The sequence below is a fragment of the Mycoplasmopsis gallopavonis genome (assembly GCF_900660635.1).
GTDB lineage: Bacteria > Bacillota_I > Bacilli_A > Mycoplasmatales > Metamycoplasmataceae > Mycoplasmopsis > Mycoplasmopsis gallopavonis.
This window is the reverse complement of sequence record NZ_LR215032.1, coordinates 213,134-233,641: the sequence shown is the minus strand read 5'-3', so window position 1 is coordinate 233,641 and position 20,508 is coordinate 213,134. Positions and strand designations below refer to the sequence as shown.

Here is a 20,508-nt window from a genome sequence, read left to right as displayed (position 1 = left end):
TTAACAATTTATTAAATTGGATAGCCCCATACTATATTCGTATGGGGTTTTTCAATTCAGACATGATTGAATTCTAAATTTATTGTATCAATGAACATAATTAGATATCACTTTTTCTAGTTCATTCAAAGTCATAGCTTTGATATTTAAATCTCTAATTAATTCAGTTTTTAAATTTGAAAATCAATATTCCACAACTCTATTATCTAAACTATTTCCTACTTTTGAAAGCGAAATTATTCCACCTTTATTTTGAATAAAACGAGAAAAATCATCAGATGTATAAGTTGAGCAATGATCTGAATGTAGTATAAAACTTTTTTCAAAATCAACATTTTCAAATGTTTTGTAAATTAATTTTGAATCATTAAATTTGGAAAGAGAAAAACTAATTATTTCTTTAGTTTTATGTTTAATTACTACTGAAAGATAAACATTATTGTTTATTGCATCTTTTGTCGCTGGAAGATATGTTACATCAGTAGCGTATATATTTCTGTTATATACATCATTATAATCTCTATTAACAATAAACTAGGACAATAAAAATTAACATTCCTTCGAATGTTAATTTTTTATATTTTTAAAGGAGAAAAAATGGGTAAACATTTTACAGAAGAACAAGAAAAAGAAATTTATAATACATTTTTTCAATTAGGTAAAAAGGATGCGATTGAACTGATGTATAAATATGGTGCAAAAGCAAAAGATAAATATGTGAAAGCGAGATTACGAAGAATATTAAAACATTATAATTTTAATATGAATAAAAAACCAAGAAAGCCTGGAACCGGTAGGTCAAGAAAAGCGAAAGAACAAGATATAAATTGAAACATTTTTACACGAGAAGATTTAATTGAAATTGCAAAAAGATATAGAGAAATTACAAAAGATAAATTTAAAACAGAAAAAGTTCAAGAGGCATCACATATTAATATGGCTTCGTATAAACTTGCTATTTTGTTGTATCTTTGTAGACAAACAATATCCAAACATAAAAGAAATAATTTTGCTCCTAGAATTAAATCCAGAAAAATAAAGTACCAAGACTTGATTATTGATTCATTTAAACAAAATAGATCTAAATATGGTAGACAAAAATTAAAATATTTTATCTTAAAGCACTATAAAATAGACATAAACGAAAGAACTCTAGGAAGATATATGAATGCCTTAGGTTTATTTTGCAATGTCAGAAAAAGAAAAAAACTAAAAGAATCAAAGAACACATCTATCATAAAAGAAAACATTGTTAATAGAGATTATAATGATGTATATAACAGAAATATATACGCTACTGATGTAACATATCTTCCAGCGACAAAAGATGCAATAAACAATAATGTTTATCTTTCAGTAGTAATTAAACATAAAACTAAAGAAATAATTAGTTTTTCTCTTTCCAAATTTAATGATTCAAAATTAATTTACAAAACATTTGAAAATGTTGATTTTGAAAAAAGTTTTATACTACATTCAGATCATTGCTCAACTTATACATCTGATGATTTTTCTCGTTTTATTCAAAATAAAGGTGGAATAATTTCGCTTTCAAAAGTAGGAAATAGTTTAGATAATAGAGTTGTGGAATATTGATTTTCAAATTTAAAAACTGAATTAATTAGAGATTTAAATATCAAAGCTATGACTTTGAATGAACTAGAAAAAGTGATATCTAATTATGTTCATTGATACAATAAATTTAGAATTCAATCATGTCTGAATTGAAAAACCCCATACGAATATAGTATGGGGCTATCCAATTTAATAAATTGTTAATTTTTTCTGTCCTAGTTTACAATGTTTTCTTTTATGATAGATGTGTTCTTTGATTCTTTTAGTTTTTTTCTTTTTCTGACATTGCAAAATAAACCTAAGGCATTCATATATCTTCCTAGAGTTCTTTCGTTTATGTCTATTTTATAGTGCTTTAAGATAAAATATTTTAATTTTTGTCTACCATATTTAGATCTATTTTGTTTAAATGAATCAATAATCAAGTCTTGGTACTTTATTTTTCTGGATTTAATTCTAGGAGCAAAATTATTTCTTTTATGTTTGGATATTGTTTGTCTACAAGGATACAACAAAATAGCAAGTTTATACGAAGCCATATTAATATGTGATGCCTCTTGAACTTTTTCTGTTTTAAATTTATCTTTTGTAATTTCTCTATATCTTTTTGCAATTTCAATTAAATCTTCTCGTGTAAAAATGTTTCAATTTATATCTTGTTCTTTCGCTTTTCTTGACCTACCGGTTCCAGGCTTTCTTGGTTTTTTATTCATATTAAAATTATAATGTTTTAATATTCTTCGTAATCTCGCTTTCACATATTTATCTTTTGCTTTTGCACCATATTTATACATCAGTTCAATCGCATCCTTTTTACCTAATTGAAAAAATGTATTATAAATTTCTTTTTCTTGTTCTTCTGTAAAATGTTTTCCCATTTTTTCTCCTTTAAAAATATAAAAAATTAACATTCGAAGGAATGTTAATTTTTATTGTCCTAGTTTAGAAATTTCCAAATGATAAGAGGTTGTTGTTTTTGAAGAAATATAGCCACCACCACAGAATACACCAGCAAAAAAAGAAGTTAAGTGATCTTTGTACTGAATTTTTTCTTTAATTAGAAAATCATTTTTATAAATATAAAACATATTTTTTCAATTTGATTGTCTATAATATGGAACTTTAATTTTGTCAAGGCGTTTGAGTATTTTTTCGAGAATGTATTGATTTTTGATCCTTAATTCGTATTTTATTTCATCTTCGATTGCGTTTGTAAAAATTAGTCCATTGATAAAAGCAATAATTTCGGGTTTTGTGGTTGTGTTATTAATGATTTCTTTTTTAATTTCTCATGAAAAAGAACTCTTAGTCATTTTTTCTTTCATATTCAAATTATAAGAAATTAAATTAAAATTGTAATAAACAAATTTAAGGAGCGTCATATATGTTTTATAAATATCCAAAAGGTTCACTCGAAGTTATTACAGGACCAATGTTTGCAGGGAAAAGTGCGGAGTTAATTAAACGTATCAAAATATGAAAAATCGCAGGAGTAGAAACAACTGTTTTTAAACCGCAATTTGATACACGCTTTTCAGAACAAGATATTGTTTCTCGAACTGGCTCAAAAGTTCAAGCTATTTCAATTCAAAATCCACAAGAAGTTTGAAATTTTATTGATAAAAATACCCAAGCAGTTGCTTTTGACGAAGTTCATTTTTTTAAAATTGAAATTTGTCAAGAAATTATTAAAATGCTTCATAAAGGAATTCGTGTTGTTGTGTCAGGTTTAGATATGGATTTTGAAGGTAAGAGTTTTGATACAACCGCTGAACTTTTAGCACTTTGTGATCATGCTTTAAAACTCAAAGCTGTTTGTATGTCTTGCAAGGGACAAGCAAATATGTCATATCGGAAAGTAAACTCAAAGGAAAGACATTTATTAGGTGATTCAGAGTACGAAGCAAGATGTAGAATTTGCCACAAAAAGAAACTTTAATTAAGCTTTGAATTTATAAAAAATAAACTAATTTACAATCTTTTTCTAAGTTGAATTTCACTCTAAAAATACTTGCTTATTTAGTATTAAAAATGGTAAAATATAGATTATGCTAAATAATAGAGAAAAAATGCAAGAAATAGTTAATCATTTAAAGAATTCAGGATTCGTTTTTCAAGGTAGTGAAATTTATGGAGGACTTTCAAATACATGAGATTATGGTCCTCTTGGTGCTCTTTTAAAAGACAATATTGCAAACGCTTGAAAAAAAGAGTTCATCTTAAAAGAACCAAGTAATTTTCTAATTGATTCTAAAATTTTAATGAATCCACAAGTATGAGTAACAAGTGGTCACGTAGGAAATTTTAGTGACCCTTTAATTGAAAATAAAGTTAATGGAAAAAGATATCGAGCAGATAAATTAATTCAAGAAGTTAATCCTGATTTAATTCCGGAAAAAATGAGTTTTGAAGAAATGAGAAACTTTGTTGTTGAAAACATCAAAGAATACGAAGGTTCAAAAACTGATTGAACAGAAATTAAGCAATTTAATTTAATGTTCGAAACTCGCCAGGGTGTAACCGAGGATTCAAAATCAAAAGTTTATTTAAGACCAGAAACTGCACAAGGGATCTTTGTTAACTTCAAAAATGTTCAAAGAACTACTAGAAGCAAGTTGCCATTAGGAATTGGTCAAATCGGAAAAAGTTTTAGAAATGAAGTAACCCCTGGAAACTTTATTTTTAGAACAAGAGAATTCGAACAAATGGAACTTGAATTTTTCACAAAACCAGAAGAAGCTGACCAATGATTCAAATACTACATTGATAAAGCTTATAATTTTGTTCTTAAATTAGGTATTACTGAAAATAATATTCGTGTTCGAGCACATGATCCAGAAGAACTTGCTCATTACTCAGCTGGGACAAGTGATATTGAATTTCTTTTCCCATTCGGGTGAGGAGAATTATTAGGTGTTGCCAACCGTACTGATTTTGATTTAAAAAGTCATATGAATGCAACAGGTGAATCATTAGAATATTTAGATCCAACAACTAATCAAAAAATAATCCCATATGTAATCGAACCAAGTATTGGTCTTGATCGTTTAATGTTAGCTGTTATTTCAAATTGTTATAAAGAAGAAATACTCGAAAATGAAACAAGAACAGTTTTATCTTTCCCACTAAACATTGCTCCTTATAAAATTGCAATTTTACCACTTGTTAAAAAACTTGCAGAACCTGCACAAGAAATTTTTAGAAATTTAGTTGCACAAGGAATTTCAACAACTTATGATGAAGCAGGCTCAATAGGAAAAAGATATCGTCGTCAAGATGCAATCGGAACATACTATTGTTTAACAATTGACTATGATACATTAAATGATAATTGTGTTACTTTGAGAAATCGAGATACAATGGAACAAATTAGAATTCCAATTAGCGAAATTACAAATTATTTAAAATCAGAAAATTAATAATTAAAATTATTTAATTCATAATCTTCAAATTATATTGAGGTAAGATATGACCAAATTTATCCCGAAAGAAATAATTGATGAAATTAAAAACAATATAAATATTGTTGATTTAATTTCTGAGTCTATTCCACTTAATAAAAAAGGGAATAATTATTTAGGTCTTTGTCCGTTTCACCAAGATACTAAACCTAGTTTTACTGTTAGTGAAAGTAAAGGTATTTATAAATGTTTTGCATGTGGTGAAAGCGGTGATTCAATTAAGTTCTTAACTAAATATAAAGGTATTTCATATATTGATGCACTTGAAGTTCTTGCTCAAAAAATTGGACTTAACTTTGATTTTCAAGCCATTAAAAAAACACGTGTAATTCAAAGAAACGAACAAGACGAAGCTACACTTTGAATTTTAGATACAACTAATAATTTCTATAAATCAAGAGTTATTTTGTCAAAAGAAGCTTTAAGTTATTTAAAAACAAGAAAACTTGATGAGATTGTGATTCGTGATAAATTTGATATTGGTTTTGCAAGTCAAAATGAAATTGTAGATTATTTCAAAAAAATAAATGTTAGTCAAGAACAATTAGTTCAAGCTGGTCTTTTAAATTCTGAATTTAATCATATATTTTGAAATAGAATTACTTTTGCAATTCGAAATGAATTTGGCGAAGTTGTTGGTTTTAGTGCTCGTGCTTTAAATCAAACTTCAAGTGCTAAATATATCAATTCACCAGAAACTCATCTTTTCAAAAAATCACACTTACTTTATAATTATCAAAACGCAAAAGAAGCTATTAATTCTAAAAAACAAATTATTATTGTTGAAGGATTTATGGACGTAATTGCTCTTTATCGTGCCGGAATTGAAAATGTTGTTGCTATTATGGGGACAGCACTTACAAAAGATCATTTAAAATTAATCAAAAATCATGAAGTTATAATGTTTTTAGATGGTGATAATGCCGGAATTAATGCTACAATTAAATCTATCAAAACTTTGCTTGCAAGTCGCAATACAGTTAATGTTGTAATTAATAACTTAGGTAAAGATCCTGACGAGATTTTGAATCATTTTGGAAAAGAAAAACTTATTAATCTTCTTCATGAAAATCAAAAATCTGCTCCTGATTTTGCTTATGATTTTATTGTTAAGAAACATAACTTAGATCAAAAAATAGATTTTAATAACATTAATGCGGCCGCTAGTGAACTTATTAATTTATTTAGTGATGCTAATGAAGATATTAGAAATTATATTAATGCTAAATTCGAACATAAATTCAATACAAAATTAACTTTCAAATCTACAAATTTTAATTTAGAAAATAATTTATGAAACAACTTTACACAAGGACCAGAGCCTTTAGCAGCACCTAGCGATTATTCAAATAATTCTAGAAAAAATCATTTCAATAGACAAGATAAAAAGGAACAATTAAAACTGGAACTTTTTAGTCCAAAAAATGGGATAGGTCTTCGTTCAAGATTTTTAATTTATTTACTTCATTTTAGACCTATCTTTGATTTTTTTGTCGAAAATGCGGATAATAAAGAAGCTAATGTCATTCCTGCTATTTTCACAAATGATTTTTTAAATATTTATACAGATTTAAAAAATAGCTATGAGAAAACAATTTTATCTCATTTAGAAGAGAAAATTCAAGATACATTTTTGCAACAAATTGAAAAAATTGTTTATAACGAGCTTTCAAAAAGCAATTTTCCTAAAATGCTTTATAAAGAAGATGATGAAAGAGAAAAATTTATCAAAGATACTGCTCATTCATTTGTAATAGAGGAACGAGAAAAAATCAAAAAAATTTTAATTGAGTATGAAGAAAAGAAAGCAAATAACGAAGAGTTTATTTTTCATCTTAATTTAGAACCTTTGTTTAGGGTAATTAAACAAGAATTACAAGAGAGAGTAAATCTTCTTTATGATAAAGGCCAAGAAAATCAAGAAATAATTCAATCTTTAATTAAAATTTGTAAAAAAGGTATTTCAATAGATAATGAAAAATCAAAATAAAACCATAAGAAAGAGGTGACAATGCATGAATTTGACTCTATAATTAATTTTTTAAAAAGAGAATTAACAAGTAAGAAAAAAGATTTCTTTTCACAAGAAGAAGTTTTTAAAATTTTAGATAAAAAAGGATTAGAAATTGATGAAGATTCAATGGACGATTTCATTGTAGCTTTAATTGAACAAGGGATTGTCTTAGATGCTTTCGATTATGGTGATGATGATTTTGTAAGCGAAGATGATTTGGAAGGTGAAGTTTCAAAAGCTAAATCAAATTCTTCAAAAGGAAAAGGTAAAGCTACAAAGCAAGCAAGTAAAAAAGATGATTTAGATTTTGATGAAGAATCTGAGGAAAATTATTCTGAATTATTAGAAGAAATTAATAATTTACCTGATTTTGAAGATGATGATGAAGATTTTGTCGAAGATGGTGACGACTTTGATGAAGATAAATATCTTCAGCCTGATGAAGAAATCGATGAAGAAGATGATGACGAAGAACAGGAAGATGAAGATGAAGTTCTTGAAGATAGCTTTTTCGATGAAGACGATACAGATATTAGCCTTGATGATCTTTCATTAGACTTTGATCAAGATGTGGATTTAAATGAAAATAAAGAAAAACAATCTTTATCAAATAAATTAACTGAAACCAATGACATTGTTAAGTGATATATGAGATGAATTGGTAAGTATGGAGAATTACTTACAATTGAAGAAGAAAAAGAACTTGCAAAACAAATGGAAAAAGGTGGATTTAGAGGAAAAAGAGCCAGAGATAAACTTATTCAAAGAAACTTGCGTTTAGTTATTAATAATGCTAAAAAATACAAAAACCGTGGTCTTACTTTTATTGATTTAATTTCAGAAGGTAATGCTGGTATTCTTAAAGCGGTTCAAAAGTATGATGTTAGCAAAGGGTTTAAATTCTCAACTTATGCTACTTGATGAATTAGACAAGCAATTACACGTGCTGTGGCAGATCAAGCAAGAACAATTCGTGTCCCAGTCCACATGGTTGAAACAATTAATAAGATCTCTAAAATCGAAAGAGAATTACAACAAGAATTAGGACAAGAACCAACTGATGAACAAATCGCAGAGCGATTTGGAGAAGGCTATACAGCCGAAAAAGTTCGTTATATCCGTAAAATCAATATTGATCCAATTTCATTAGACAAACAAGTTGGTAAGGAAAATGATTCAAGTTTTAGTGATTTTGTTAAAGATGATAATATTGTTTCTCCAGTTGACTATGCTTCACAAGAAGAATTATCAGAAATTTTAAATGAAATCATTGAAGATACATTAGATGCTAAAGAAGACAAAGAATTAATCCGTAAACGTTTTGGAATCGGGATTGACGAAGATGGTCAACGTTATAGAGTTCACACTTTAGATGAGTTAGCTAAAGAACGTGGTGGAGTTTCGAAAGAACGTGTTCGTCAAATCGAAAATAAAATTTTAAGAAAGTTAAAAAATAATCCAAAACATGGACCAAACTTAAAAGATTTCCTTAAAAATTAAAACCAATTTTAAATTGGTTTTTTCTATCAAAATAATATTTTTTCCTTAAAAATACAGCTAAATGATTTAAAAGTTGTATCATTTTATAAATCAAAAGTTAGAAAGAAAATGGTATCCAAAAATGAAATTAAAAGACTTTGTTTCCAAACTTAACACTTTATATCCGTTAGAAAATAAGGAAATTTGAGATCCTTCTGGATATAGTGTTAAATTTAATCAAGCAAAAAAATTAAAAGGTGTAATGCTTGCGATTGATGTAACCAAAGAAGTTATTGAAGCTGCAATTTCAAATGATTGTAATATCATAGTTACACACCATCCTTTTTATTTTGAAGCAACTAAAATTTTAGAAAATGAAAAAGCACCTTACAAAAAAGAGCTTCACAAATTACTTAAAGAACATCAAATCACAACTTTTGGAATGCATACAAATTATGATTGCGATCCGAAAGGAACAAGCTATCAAATTGTCCGTGCATTAGGTTTAGAACAGTTTGTTGATCCACAATCAGATAAATTTTCAGCAATTTTAAACTATATGATTTCGATTGCTGATTTAAAGAAATTAATTGAAGAAAAACTAGATTTTCATTCTTTTCGTACTAATGTAATTAAAGATGATCTTGATAAAAAAATGCATCAAATTGCATTTTTAAGTGGAAGCGGATATGTTGGTCAAATTAATGATCTTGCTGCTCGTGGAGTGGATTTAATTGTAAGTAGCGATTTTAGATGAAGCGACTGAATTAACTTCCGTGAAACAGGAATTAATATTTTAGAAATCCCGCATTTAGATGAACAAGTTTTTGTCGATCATCTTGCGGAACTTTTAAGCCTAGAATTACCGAAAGAACGTATTTTTAAGTTCAAAATGAAAGAGCCATATCAAAATTTATAACTTGCTTAAAAGCAAGTTTTTTCTTTTAAATTAAAGAATTAAGTTTCTTTAAAAATATTAAAAATTTCCTATTTTAGCAAAAAGATGAAAAATAAGTCTTTTTAAAGCTAAAAAGTTACTTTTTACAATATTTAGGGTTTTTTGATCGTACTTTTTTGAGTGATTTTTTGGTATCATTTAATAAACATAAAAGCAACAACCTCTTTTCCAATATATTTTTAATATATTGGAAGGGTTTTGTGATATGAAAGGAAAAAGCATTAAGCTTTAGTTAGTTATGAAGAAAAAGAACAATTTAATCCTTATGGCTTTAGCTTGAATCGGGGCATCAGCTGCCTTTGTTTCATGTGCAGCTCCTGGTTCTTCACGGCCACTTCCAAAAGGAGATGGAGATGTCATTTTAGATCGTCCAACTTTAAAAAATGATGTTGAAACATTACCAACTGACATCATCCACTCTGTTGATCCTGGTTTTGAAAGCGGAGCAATTGTAATTGATCCTAGCAAAATTAATAATTCCAAAAATACACAAAGAAATATTTCACCAAAATTAATTCGTGCTAATCAAAAAATTAATTATGTTGCACTTGGAGATTCGATTACAGCTGGTTTTGATGGGACATTACCACAAGATTATCCGGGTTCACTTATTGAAGGCAAAATTGAAGGAGCTTCATATCCGGCTTTTTTAGCACGCATTTTAAATGTTAATAATCGTGTTAGTCAATTTAATAACTATGCAGTTTCTGGTTCTACAATTTTAGATTGAATGCGTTTTTTAGGAATTGATTATCAAACCACAGAAGGTAGATATCATAATATTTTAGAAACAAGCTATTCAAACCCACAAACTAAAAAAGCTGAAATTTTAGCAAACTTAAAAAATGCTAACTTAATCACTTTTACATTAGGAGCTAATGACTTTTTTTACTTAATTTTTGAATCACTTAAAAATAGTAACTTTTTTGAGTTAATTGATAATTTAACTTCAAATTCACCGTCATACCAAAAAGCAGCAGAATACATTAGTGAAATTTATGAAAAAACATTACCAGAAGTTAAAAAACGTCTTGCTCATTTTATTAGTAATTTAAAATTACTAGCTCCAAATGCGAATATTAATTTAGTAAGCTATCCAACTCCTTTCTTAGGGCTTAAAGAAATTTTTGATCGTGCATTTAGTGGGATTTTAGGATCTAATTTAAAAATTAGCATTATGGATCAAATCGTTTCTTTCTTAAACAGTAATTTAATTGAGATTGCTTCAAAATATGATGTTAACTATGTTGATGCATACAATCCAACATATTGAAATAAAGAATATCGTAATTTAAGTAGCATTTTCTTAGATATTCACCCAAATACACGTGCTTACAAAAAAATGGCAATGGATATTTATCTTAAAATTACAAATTCAAAATTAGCTCTTGAAAACTATTCATATGATAGTTATGACTTTACAACAAGTTTTATTAATAGTGATAGTGCAAGTTTAAGTTATCAAATCGAAACTAATGTAAGTCCAATTAATGTTTTAGGATTCAATACAACAGCTTTTCTTAACAAAGAAACAACTTTCGAGCAAGAGCTTAATATTTTAAGAAATTCTAATAATTTCTCAAATCGTATTTTACAACTTGTTCATGTCTTTAAAGATATTTCGCTTGATGTTATTGAATTACTTTTAACAAACTCATTCTATTTAAAAGTTGATCCTGAACAAAAATTACATGAAATTCTTTTCACGACTCGTGATGGAGTTTTAGTTGCCGAAGATCTTATTAATCAAATTACTGATTCAGGTATTTTGAGTGATATTATTAATCAAATTCAAACTAATCTTGAAGATTTAGCACAAAGAGGTAAATTAAATATTTCGACTTTATTTAATGCCTTTAAAGATGCAATTCTACAAGAAAGATATATTTATCAAATTGTTAATGCTTTTGCTTCAAGTAAATTTATCACCGAAAACAAATCTCATTTAAAAGAAGTTTTAGACGAAATTTCAAGCAATGTCTTTAAAGTTTATGGAGATAAATTAGTTAAATTAATTACAGAATTAGCAGAACCACAAGCTCAAAAAGTTTTAGGAGTATCAAAACAACAATTAACTAATCTTTTAAATCTTTTAATTTTTGAAAACCCAAGTACAAAAACATTAAATACCGACTTTATTAATTTAACACATCTTTTAATTAATACTTTTGTTGATAATAGTCAAAATTTTGAAAATGTTGAAAATCTCAAAGATTTACTTAGTGCATTCATTAACGATCCGAATTTTAGCGAAACACGTGATCAATTAAATCGTTCAGAATTTGTTGCTAAATTTTCATTATATGTTAAAAACATTTTAAGAAAGCTTTTAAAAGAGCAACCAGTTCAAGATTTTGTATCAACTTCATTAACTAACTTTTTATCTAAAAATAATTTACTTAAAAACGAAAAAGAACAAGCTGATTTTAAAAACTTATTGGGAAATTTATTAGTTACTATCAATAATTCAAATGAAGCAGATGATTTATTTGAATTTGTTCAAGAATTTATTGCAAGTTTTCTTGAAGGATTCCCAATTACTCCTAATAATGAACTTGGAAATCTTGCCCAAGATAGCTTAACACAAGCTGCTAATAAACAATTTAAAGATCCAGAACAATTGTTAGGAATTATCAAACTTCTTTCAAAAGCAATTACAGATAATCAAAGTCCTGAGCAAGTTGTTCAAAATAAAGAAATAATTAAAACTTTAGTAACCAATTTCTTACAGTCAGAAAAATTAGGAATCACAAGTTTAATTAATGCATTATTACCAAGTCCTGCTAAAAATGCAATTGAAGAATATGTAGGACAAGAAAACTTTAATAACTTGATTTTAATTATTGCTAAAAACAAAAACTTAACCACTATTGTAAATTATCTTGTCCAAGAATTTATTGATAAATTACCTGAAATTAATGGTCATGAAGCAGAAATTCAAAATCTTGGTGACTTTGTTAAATTCATGTTAGTAAGAATTGATTTAGCACCAATTGAAAATCCGCTTCGTCAAATTTTAACTTCCCTTTTAGATGATCCGAATTTCCAAAATGTTTTAAAGAAAATTTTACAAGTGTCATTTGAAAGTTTACAACTTGATCCTCAATTACCTAAATATTCAAGCTTAATCAATGATTTAGCAACAAACTTAGGTAAGATTTTACGTAATCTTGACATTTTAGATCCGTTCTTTGATCGTTTATTTGCTCTGCTTAGAGAAATTAAAAATGAAGCTAACTTAGATGTTCAAGCTCAAAAACTCAAAGAAATACCATCAATTTTAACTGATCTTATTGTTGAAAAAGTTAAACCTAATCCACTTGACTTTATTAAAAAAGTTTTAGAGTTTGACATTATTGATAATAACAAACAAGCGTGAGTAGATCTTTTAACTAAGATTTACGATAAATTCGCTCACGGAAACTTTATCTACGAAATTTTCATTTCTTTTGTTCGTCCAGAATTAGAAAAATATGCAGACTACATCAATCCTGGTGAAGTTGAACAAATTCTTAAAAATATAATGACAAGTGATGAAATTACTCAGTCATTTTCACAAATTTTAGAAATTTTAATTAATGATCGTTCATGAATTGATGCGTTAGCAAACAAATCTTCATTTGAAGAAATTGCTAATGTTTTCTTGAAATTAACAAATTTTAAAGAAAAAGTTATTTTACCTTTAAAACCGCTAATTATTAAAAGTTTAAAAGAAGAACAATATACTAAAACATTAATTCAATTACTTGATTATTTAGCAAAAGAGCAAGGGTTTGATTTAAATTTAGACCGAAATTACGATTCTTTAAATCTTATTGTTTCAACTTTAGTTAGCTATGCACAGCAAAATAATTTAATTGAAAAAGTTGTTACTTATTTATTTAATGCCCTTGAAAATGGAAGTGATGTAAATGAAATTAAATTACAGTTACAAACAACTTGACCAACTTTACTTAGTGAAATTGATATTCTTGGAATTATTAAACATGTAATTCAAGATCTTGCTACTTTAAATGATCGCAATCAAAACAACTTAGTAGAGTTTGCAATTGAGCTTTATCAACAATTTATTAATCATGCTAATTTTGAAACTTGAATTAATCAAATTCCAGTTCAAGCTCTGAATTTAAGTCAAGTTTCAAATCAAACTATTTTAGATTTAATTAAAACCATTTTAAAAGATCCTGATTTTACTTCAATTTTAAGAACAACATTCAAATCAATTTTAAGTAATTCAATTTTAGGAAATGGGAATTGAGAAACTCCGCTCGATTTTGTTGTTGCAATTTTAAAAGATTCTCATTTAATTAGCGAAATTCAAGAACCACTAAAAAATATTTTGAACAAAAATTTACTTGAAAATGATGCTAATGATAATTTCATCTTAGAATTAATTTTAAGCTCAATTCAAAATCAAGCTAAATTAACACCTTATTTAAAAAATGTTAGTCTAGACAAACAAAAAGAATTATTAAATAGTTCACTTGTAACTGTCAAATTCATTGTTAAAGAATATGGTCTTATTGATTTAGTTTTAGAAGCACTTAGTGATTATGCAAATGATTCAAAAAGTGATACTCTTAATGATTTAGTAGCTAAAATTTTAGCTAAAATTCAAACCAAATTAGAATCATTAGATTTAAGTCAAGAAAGTTTCAAAATCTTGCAAAAGTTTTTAGCAACCACAAATGTTGATTCTGAACTTAAAGAAACTTTAAAACAAATCTTCTCTAATGCCAAAGAACAAGTTTTAGCTAATTTAACAACAGAGTCAATTTCAAAAGTTATTAACTCTTTACCTGCAAGTATTCAAACTGAATTAAATAAGTATTTAAGTGTTGAAAGTTTAAGTAATTTATTAAAAATTATTTTAAATAATCAAAGTTTTGAAAATATTTTAAGTAATGTAATTACTAAAATTGTTGATAATTTAGAAGCATTTAAAGAACCGGAAGTTAATTCTTGAACCAGTTTTGCACAAAAAGTTCTCAAAATCGTTGATTTACAAACTTTCAAAACTGATATTCATAATTTACTTGATGAACTTTTAAATTTAAATGATCTACAAAATGTTGTTTCAAATTTAATTTTAGAATTACTTCAAACACATTTAGAAGAGTTTTATCTTCAAAATGTTGAACCAAGCAAAAAGTTTGCACGAATTACTTCACAAAACTTTAAAAAACTTCTTAAAGACTTAGGGTTTTATGATCTTTTAATTGATCAATCAATTGATTTTCTTGACAAACTAAAAACCAGTGATAATTTAGCAGATGAAATTGCAAAATATCCTCAATTTATTGCAAATCAACTTTTAGAATTATTAAAAACAGATGGGCAATACGATTTAGGAAAAATTAAAACTAAATTGCAAATTGCTCTTAATTCTCCAATTTTTAGTCAAAATAAAACATATTTAATTAATTTATTTAAATATTTATTTGCAAAAGAAAGTTCTAAACAAAAACTAAGAGAATTTTTAACAAACTTGGTTAACTCTAATTCTTTACCTGCAAATCTGAATGACTATCTTGATTCTAATGAATTAATTAATGTCATTAATTTTGTTGTTGATAATGAAGATTTAGATCAACTTATTTATAGTTTTGTTGATATTGTGTTCAATCACACTGATTTAATTTTTAACAGTTTTCAAGGTGATATTTTTGATGTTGAAAGCTTTATTTTCCAATTACTTAAAAAACATAAATATTTAAAGACTAATTTAGAAGCAATTAGCGGTCTTGCAATTAGTATCTTAAATAATAATTTCTTAGATAATTCTCTTGCGAAAACTTTAAATAAAATTCTTAAAGATCAAGGTTTAATTACAAGTGATTTACCAAACTCATTTGCTAGTGATTTACGAACAACAGTTTTAAATCTTCTTAAATCAAATTCAAATAACCCATTTGTAGTTCGAATTTTAAATAAAATTGCAAATCTTTTAGATCAAGCAAATATTACAAGTTTTGCTCAGTTAAAAGATAGTTTAGTTAGCGATTTAAGTGAATTTCTCAATTTCCAAGATTTTAGTTTAATTAAGGAACTTTTAAATAGTCCAATTTTCCAAACAAATAATCTAGCAACTTTAAAAGAAATTGCTCACAAAGCTTTTACAAAATATTTAGCACCTAGTGAATTGAATTTACTTTTAAATAAAGTTGACTCACAAACATGAACAAACATTGCAAGTAAAGTTGGACTTACAGCAACAAAACTTAAAGAGTTGATTCAAAAAGAGTACGCTAAAGAAGAAACTCAAAGTGTAATTAATAATTTAATTGATCTTCTCTTAGAAAAATTAACCGCAAGTTCAAATAATAGCTTTAAGCAAGCAAATAGTTTTAACGATTTAATTAAAGCCTTTTTTGCTCAAAATGATTTAACAGAATTAATTCGTCCACGGGTAATTCAAATTATTAATGATTTTATTGCAAATCCAGATACTAAAACTTTCTTTAAAACCACGCTGAAAAATCTTTTAAAAGCACCAGAAGCAAGTAAATATTTTGCCGGAGTTAGTGATAGTGAAATTGATAGTTTAAGTTCTAATTTAGTTGAAATTTATTTCAATATTGATTCAGTTTTAAGCTTAACTAATGTCGCTTATGATTCATTGGTTGCCGAACTTGCTAAAAACGGAATTTCACTTAATGTTCCTTCAATTATTAGTAGTGTTTTTGGAGCGTTACAAAAAAATCTTAGCCAAGGTCAAGGAATTGAACAGAATGTCCTAGCCTTAATTCGAGCTATTGCAAACGCTAAGTTGTTCCAACAAAATAAAGATACTCTAATTAAGATTATTAAAAATGCTTATGATTCGTTAGATTTAAATTCACAAGCAAGCTCAATTTTAGATAAATTACCAGCTAATATCAAAGCTGAAATTAGTAATTATATTGAGCCTGATAAATTAGATAAATTACTTAAAGATATTCTAAGTTCATCACAATTTAAGAATGTTTTTATCGATACTATCACAAGCGTTATTTCACACATGAATGAATACGAACATGTTCAATCAATTGGTGAATTAGTCCAAATTACTTTAAAAAATTTACATTTTGAAGAATTACGTGATAACTTAATTGCTCTTGTTAATTTAATATTACACAACGAACAAATTACAGATTTACTTAAATCATTTTTAAACCAAACATTAAAAACTTATCATGTTGAGGTTACAGCTTCTGATGTTCAAAAATTAATTAATGACTTGGCCTATGAAGGTGCTAACTTCTTAGGTTCATTGGATATTTTTGAAAAAATAATTCGTCGTGTTTTTGATGAAATTCAAAATGCTTCAACTTCACAAGAACAGCTTGCACAAGCAATTAAGAATTTACCAACTATCATTAAAGATATGCTTACAGGTGAATTTAGTCAAAATTTAGTAGACATTGCTAACCGAATTTTTAAATTAAGTGCAATTCAAAATAATAAATCTGCTTTACAAAAAGTTATAGTTCAATTAATTAAAGGTTTACATCAAGGAGCAAAAGATAGTAATTCAAGCCAAATTATTAAATGATTAGAACCATCTATTAGAAGTATTCAAAATCCTATTTTTGATACAAATGTTCAACAAGCATTAATTGCAGCTCTTAATGAAGTCTTTAATAATCAATCACTTTATGATGTTTTAAACCTAGCAGTTGGACAAGTTTTAAATGAACCAAACTTAAACTTTTTAAGCAATCTAGATAATCCGTTTTTAATTCTTAAACACTTTACTGCTAAAACAAGTTTTATTGCAAGTTTAAAAACAAATTTTAAAAAACTCTTAGTATCTACCTTTAAGCAAACTAATGGTAGTGAAGTGAGTGATTTTACTAAATTTATCAGTAGTTTAATTTTCAAAACATTAAATGTTTATGGATTAGATCAAGGTATTACCCAAATTCCTAATAAAGATAAATTAATTAGTGATGTGCTCTTTGATTGAGGAAACTTTATTGATCAAACAAATGCTTACGATAAATTATTTGATGCTTTAATTAATACTATTAATAATAGTTCTAATTTAAATGAATTTAGTTCAAAAATCGGAGCTAATATCTTGCAAAGTTTTGATTTTGCAAACGATTTTAGTTTAATTAAAAAATTCATCAATCTTTCAACTAATGTTGCTAAAAATAGTGAAACTTGAAATAAAATTGCTCGTAATTTAATTGCTAACTTTTTAAGCAAAAATCAATACTTAACTAAGATTCTCGGTTTTGCTAACTTTGGAACAAAATTAGCAAGCTATGAAATTGCAGAACAAGATTTTGTACAAGTTATTACAAACTTGATGCAAAATCGTCATGTTAAGAATTTAATTAGTGAAACAGTTAGTCACATCATCTTACATTTTGATGATTTTAAACAAGCTAATTCATACAATGATTTATTAAAAATTCTTTTCTCAGATCAAACATTTAATGCAAATTTAGTGAGCTTAGTTACACCTTTAGTTGATGTACTTTTAGCAAATGCACAAGCTCAAGAAATGATTGGAAAAGTTGCTTATCATGGTTTATTAAATTCAGAATATAATGAACTTTTAAGCGGAATGAATAAGATTGAGTCAATTCGACTTTTTGGCGACTTAATTGGTATTTTTAAAGCTTTTGATTCACATCTTAATTTATTAAACCCAATTTTAAAAGCTAGTTTTGATGAACTTGGAAATCATGGTAAAGATTTTGAAGTTGCAAGTTTAATTAATGTTGCAAGCACACAATTTAATCTTTTCTTTGGTGATAGTCAAAACTTAGAAGCTAATTTACTTAAATTACTCAAAACATTACTAACTTCTGAGAAAGTTTTAAATAATCAAAGTGCTCTCAAGAAATTTATTCACAACATCATTTCTTACTTTATTAAGCATTATGATTTTGGCCAAATGATTTGAGATCAAATCCCTCAACAAACACAAGAATTTATTCTTTTAAATTTTGTTAATAATCAAAACAATAATGGATTAAATGTTTTCAAAAACATTATTAATGAATTTATTAGAGTACCGGAAAGTACCAATTTAATTTCTAATTTAATTAGTTTTATCATTTCAAATCCGCAAGTTATTAATCGAGCAAGTCGTTTTACTGAGATTTTACAAGCTTATCTTGCAACAGCGAATAATGAATTGCAGTTTAAACGTGATTTAAAAACCTTCCTTTTAGGAGCATTAAAAACAAATAGTTTTAAAGTTAATGCTGAATATTTAATTCATAAGTTTTTAGAATTTTTAGGTGTTCAAACTGATTCAGAAATTAATTTATATATTAATGTTCTTGCTAATAATGTCTATGCAGGAATTGATCGCTTAGGAGTTTTAGATAATTTAATTAATTCTTTAATTTCAGTTGTTAAGAAACCAAACCAAAACTTACAAACAATGATTGAAACTATTAAAAACAATCTCTTTGCAAGTTTACAGTTAACTGATTATGAAACTTTCAAAAAATTCCTAAGAGATCCACTTTTAATTGGTTCAAGTGTTCAAAACGGTCAAACAATTAATCATAAAAGTGCGGTTCGTAAAATTTTACATGGAATTATTGGAAAATTCTTAACTCAAAAAGATAAGATTAAGCAAATTGCAAGCGATCTTAAATTAGCTAAATTAATTTTCGATCAAGAAGATGATGTTAGTGTTGAGATTGTTAATAATACAATTGTTAGTTTTGTTAATAACGAAAAATTAAAACGTGTTCTTGATTTAATTATTGACGACATTCTCGATCGTACAGATCAATATTTAAGTAAGACTACTTGATATGGTGCATTAAATGTTCTTTTAAATAAACCATCATCAAATTCATTAGATTCACTAAAAACTAACCTCAAAGGTTGAATCATGGACATTGTGAATAATAACCAAAACAATGACTTTTATCGTGGTTTAGCAAGAATCTTAATCACAAAAATGAAAGCTTCTAATTGAAATTTAAGTATCCTGAAAGATGAAGCGTTATTTGAAAGTGTGATTAAAGGTCTTGTTGTAACAGTTGTGAATTCAAATCAATTTGATTGAGTTTTTGAACAAATTTATACTAATTTAAAAAATACTAATTTTGAAGCAACAAATAACCCAAGTGCAGCATTTTCACAAGCAATTATGGATGGAGTTCTTTCGTTAATTCGTGTTAATAAATCAAAACAAATTTCACTTGATAAGCTTCTTAATCAAAAAGATTTAATTGAAAAAATTCTGACAAAAATTGGTGATGCTAATTATGTTAAATTTATTAATCGTCTTTTCGAAGCTTCAAAATATAGTTATACATCAACCAATAATGGTAAAAGCGGACATTTTAATGCCGCAAATACAACTGGTATTTATGAATTCATTCGTACAAATTTAGTTGAGAAAAATCAACCTTCTGCTGGTGGAAGCTCAGGTGGCGGAGGAACAAGCTCAAGTGGTTCTAGTGAAGCTACCGGGGTGAAATTTGATGTTAATATTTTTAATGTTGTTTCGAAAGCACAAAATTTCTTTAAAGTATTCTTTAAACCAATTTATCGTGAATTAATTAAAAAAGTTACAACCAATCAATATTCAAGCGAATATCAAGTTAAATATAAATTAACTGATGAATATAAAGCTTTATTTAGATTATATACATTATTACTTTGATATATTGGTGATGGAGTTGGTTATGATAGTGCTCAATTCTGAAACATCGGAATTGACATCCAAGCAATGGTTAATAAAGGAGCGGCAGCTGCCTTTGATGAATCACGTGATGCAAACAAAAAAGCTTTTGATCAAAAGCTTCGAAAATGATACAAAACCATGGGAGCTAAATCTAATGGTTGATATAATGATGAATTTGTTCAAGGAAATAGATCTACTACAACTACTTACGATAATTACTGAGCAGATCAACTTCTTGCATATATTTATTATTTAGAAAAACCAAAAGATCGCCATTCTTCTCGGACAATTGTTGAAGTTTTACTTGACGCTTTAAACAAAGGTTACTTAAAGAACCCACAATAATATAAGAAAAACCACATAAACTGGGACA

General features: G+C 26.8%; 10 protein-coding genes and 1 pseudogene. 7 read left to right on the top strand and 4 right to left on the bottom strand.

Going from position 1 to position 20,508, the window contains the following annotated elements:
* Entirely contained in the window at nt 1-195 is a 195-nt protein-coding gene (locus EXC53_RS04230) for an IS3 family transposase (protein ID WP_165261049.1), read from the bottom strand.
* 27 nt (nt 196-222) lie between these two features.
* Nucleotides 223-492 (bottom strand): annotated as a pseudogene (locus tag EXC53_RS04385) (IS3 family transposase); the annotation flags it as partial.
* 72 nt (nt 493-564) lie between these two features.
* Here EXC53_RS04385 and EXC53_RS03310 point away from each other — a divergent pair.
* Nucleotides 565-1,779, top strand: coding sequence for an IS3 family transposase (locus tag EXC53_RS03310; RefSeq protein WP_129724567.1), 1,215 nt, complete (start codon nt 565-567; stop codon nt 1,777-1,779).
* Nucleotides 1,780-1,790: 11 nt separating this feature from the next.
* Here EXC53_RS03310 and EXC53_RS03305 read toward each other — a convergent pair whose 3' ends face one another.
* Nucleotides 1,791-2,486: a transposase gene (locus EXC53_RS03305; RefSeq protein WP_129724710.1), complete on the bottom strand. Its 696-nt coding sequence runs from the start codon at nt 2,484-2,486 to the stop codon at nt 1,791-1,793.
* A gap of 18 nt (nt 2,487-2,504) precedes the next feature.
* Nucleotides 2,505-2,900, bottom strand: coding sequence for a hypothetical protein (locus EXC53_RS03300; protein ID WP_165261046.1), 396 nt, complete (start codon nt 2,898-2,900; stop codon nt 2,505-2,507).
* A gap of 59 nt (nt 2,901-2,959) precedes the next feature.
* On the opposite strand from EXC53_RS03300, the gene EXC53_RS03295 reads away from it, so the two are divergent.
* The 6 genes from EXC53_RS03295 (at nt 2,960) to EXC53_RS03270 (ending at nt 20,480) form a co-directional block, all read left to right on the top strand.
* Nucleotides 2,960-3,514: a thymidine kinase gene (locus EXC53_RS03295; protein WP_119571992.1), complete on the top strand. Its 555-nt coding sequence runs from the start codon at nt 2,960-2,962 to the stop codon at nt 3,512-3,514.
* A gap of 130 nt (nt 3,515-3,644) precedes the next feature.
* The gene (locus EXC53_RS03290; protein ID WP_119571993.1) at nt 3,645-4,994 is read left to right on the top strand and encodes a glycine--tRNA ligase; all 1,350 of its coding nucleotides are present in this window, start codon (nt 3,645-3,647) and stop codon (nt 4,992-4,994) included.
* Between the two features lie 49 nt (nt 4,995-5,043).
* On the top strand, nt 5,044-7,026 hold the full coding sequence (gene dnaG / locus EXC53_RS03285) for a DNA primase (protein WP_119571994.1): 1,983 nt from the start codon (nt 5,044-5,046) through the stop codon (nt 7,024-7,026).
* Nucleotides 7,027-7,047: 21 nt separating this feature from the next.
* Nucleotides 7,048-8,550, top strand: coding sequence for an RNA polymerase sigma factor (locus EXC53_RS03280; RefSeq protein WP_119571995.1), 1,503 nt, complete (start codon nt 7,048-7,050; stop codon nt 8,548-8,550).
* Between the two features lie 121 nt (nt 8,551-8,671).
* Nucleotides 8,672-9,448, top strand: coding sequence for a Nif3-like dinuclear metal center hexameric protein (locus EXC53_RS03275; RefSeq protein WP_119571996.1), 777 nt, complete (start codon nt 8,672-8,674; stop codon nt 9,446-9,448).
* A gap of 304 nt (nt 9,449-9,752) precedes the next feature.
* Nucleotides 9,753-20,480: an SGNH/GDSL hydrolase family protein gene (locus EXC53_RS03270; protein WP_165261043.1), complete on the top strand. Its 10,728-nt coding sequence runs from the start codon at nt 9,753-9,755 to the stop codon at nt 20,478-20,480.
* Nucleotides 20,481-20,508 lie beyond the last annotated feature (28 nt).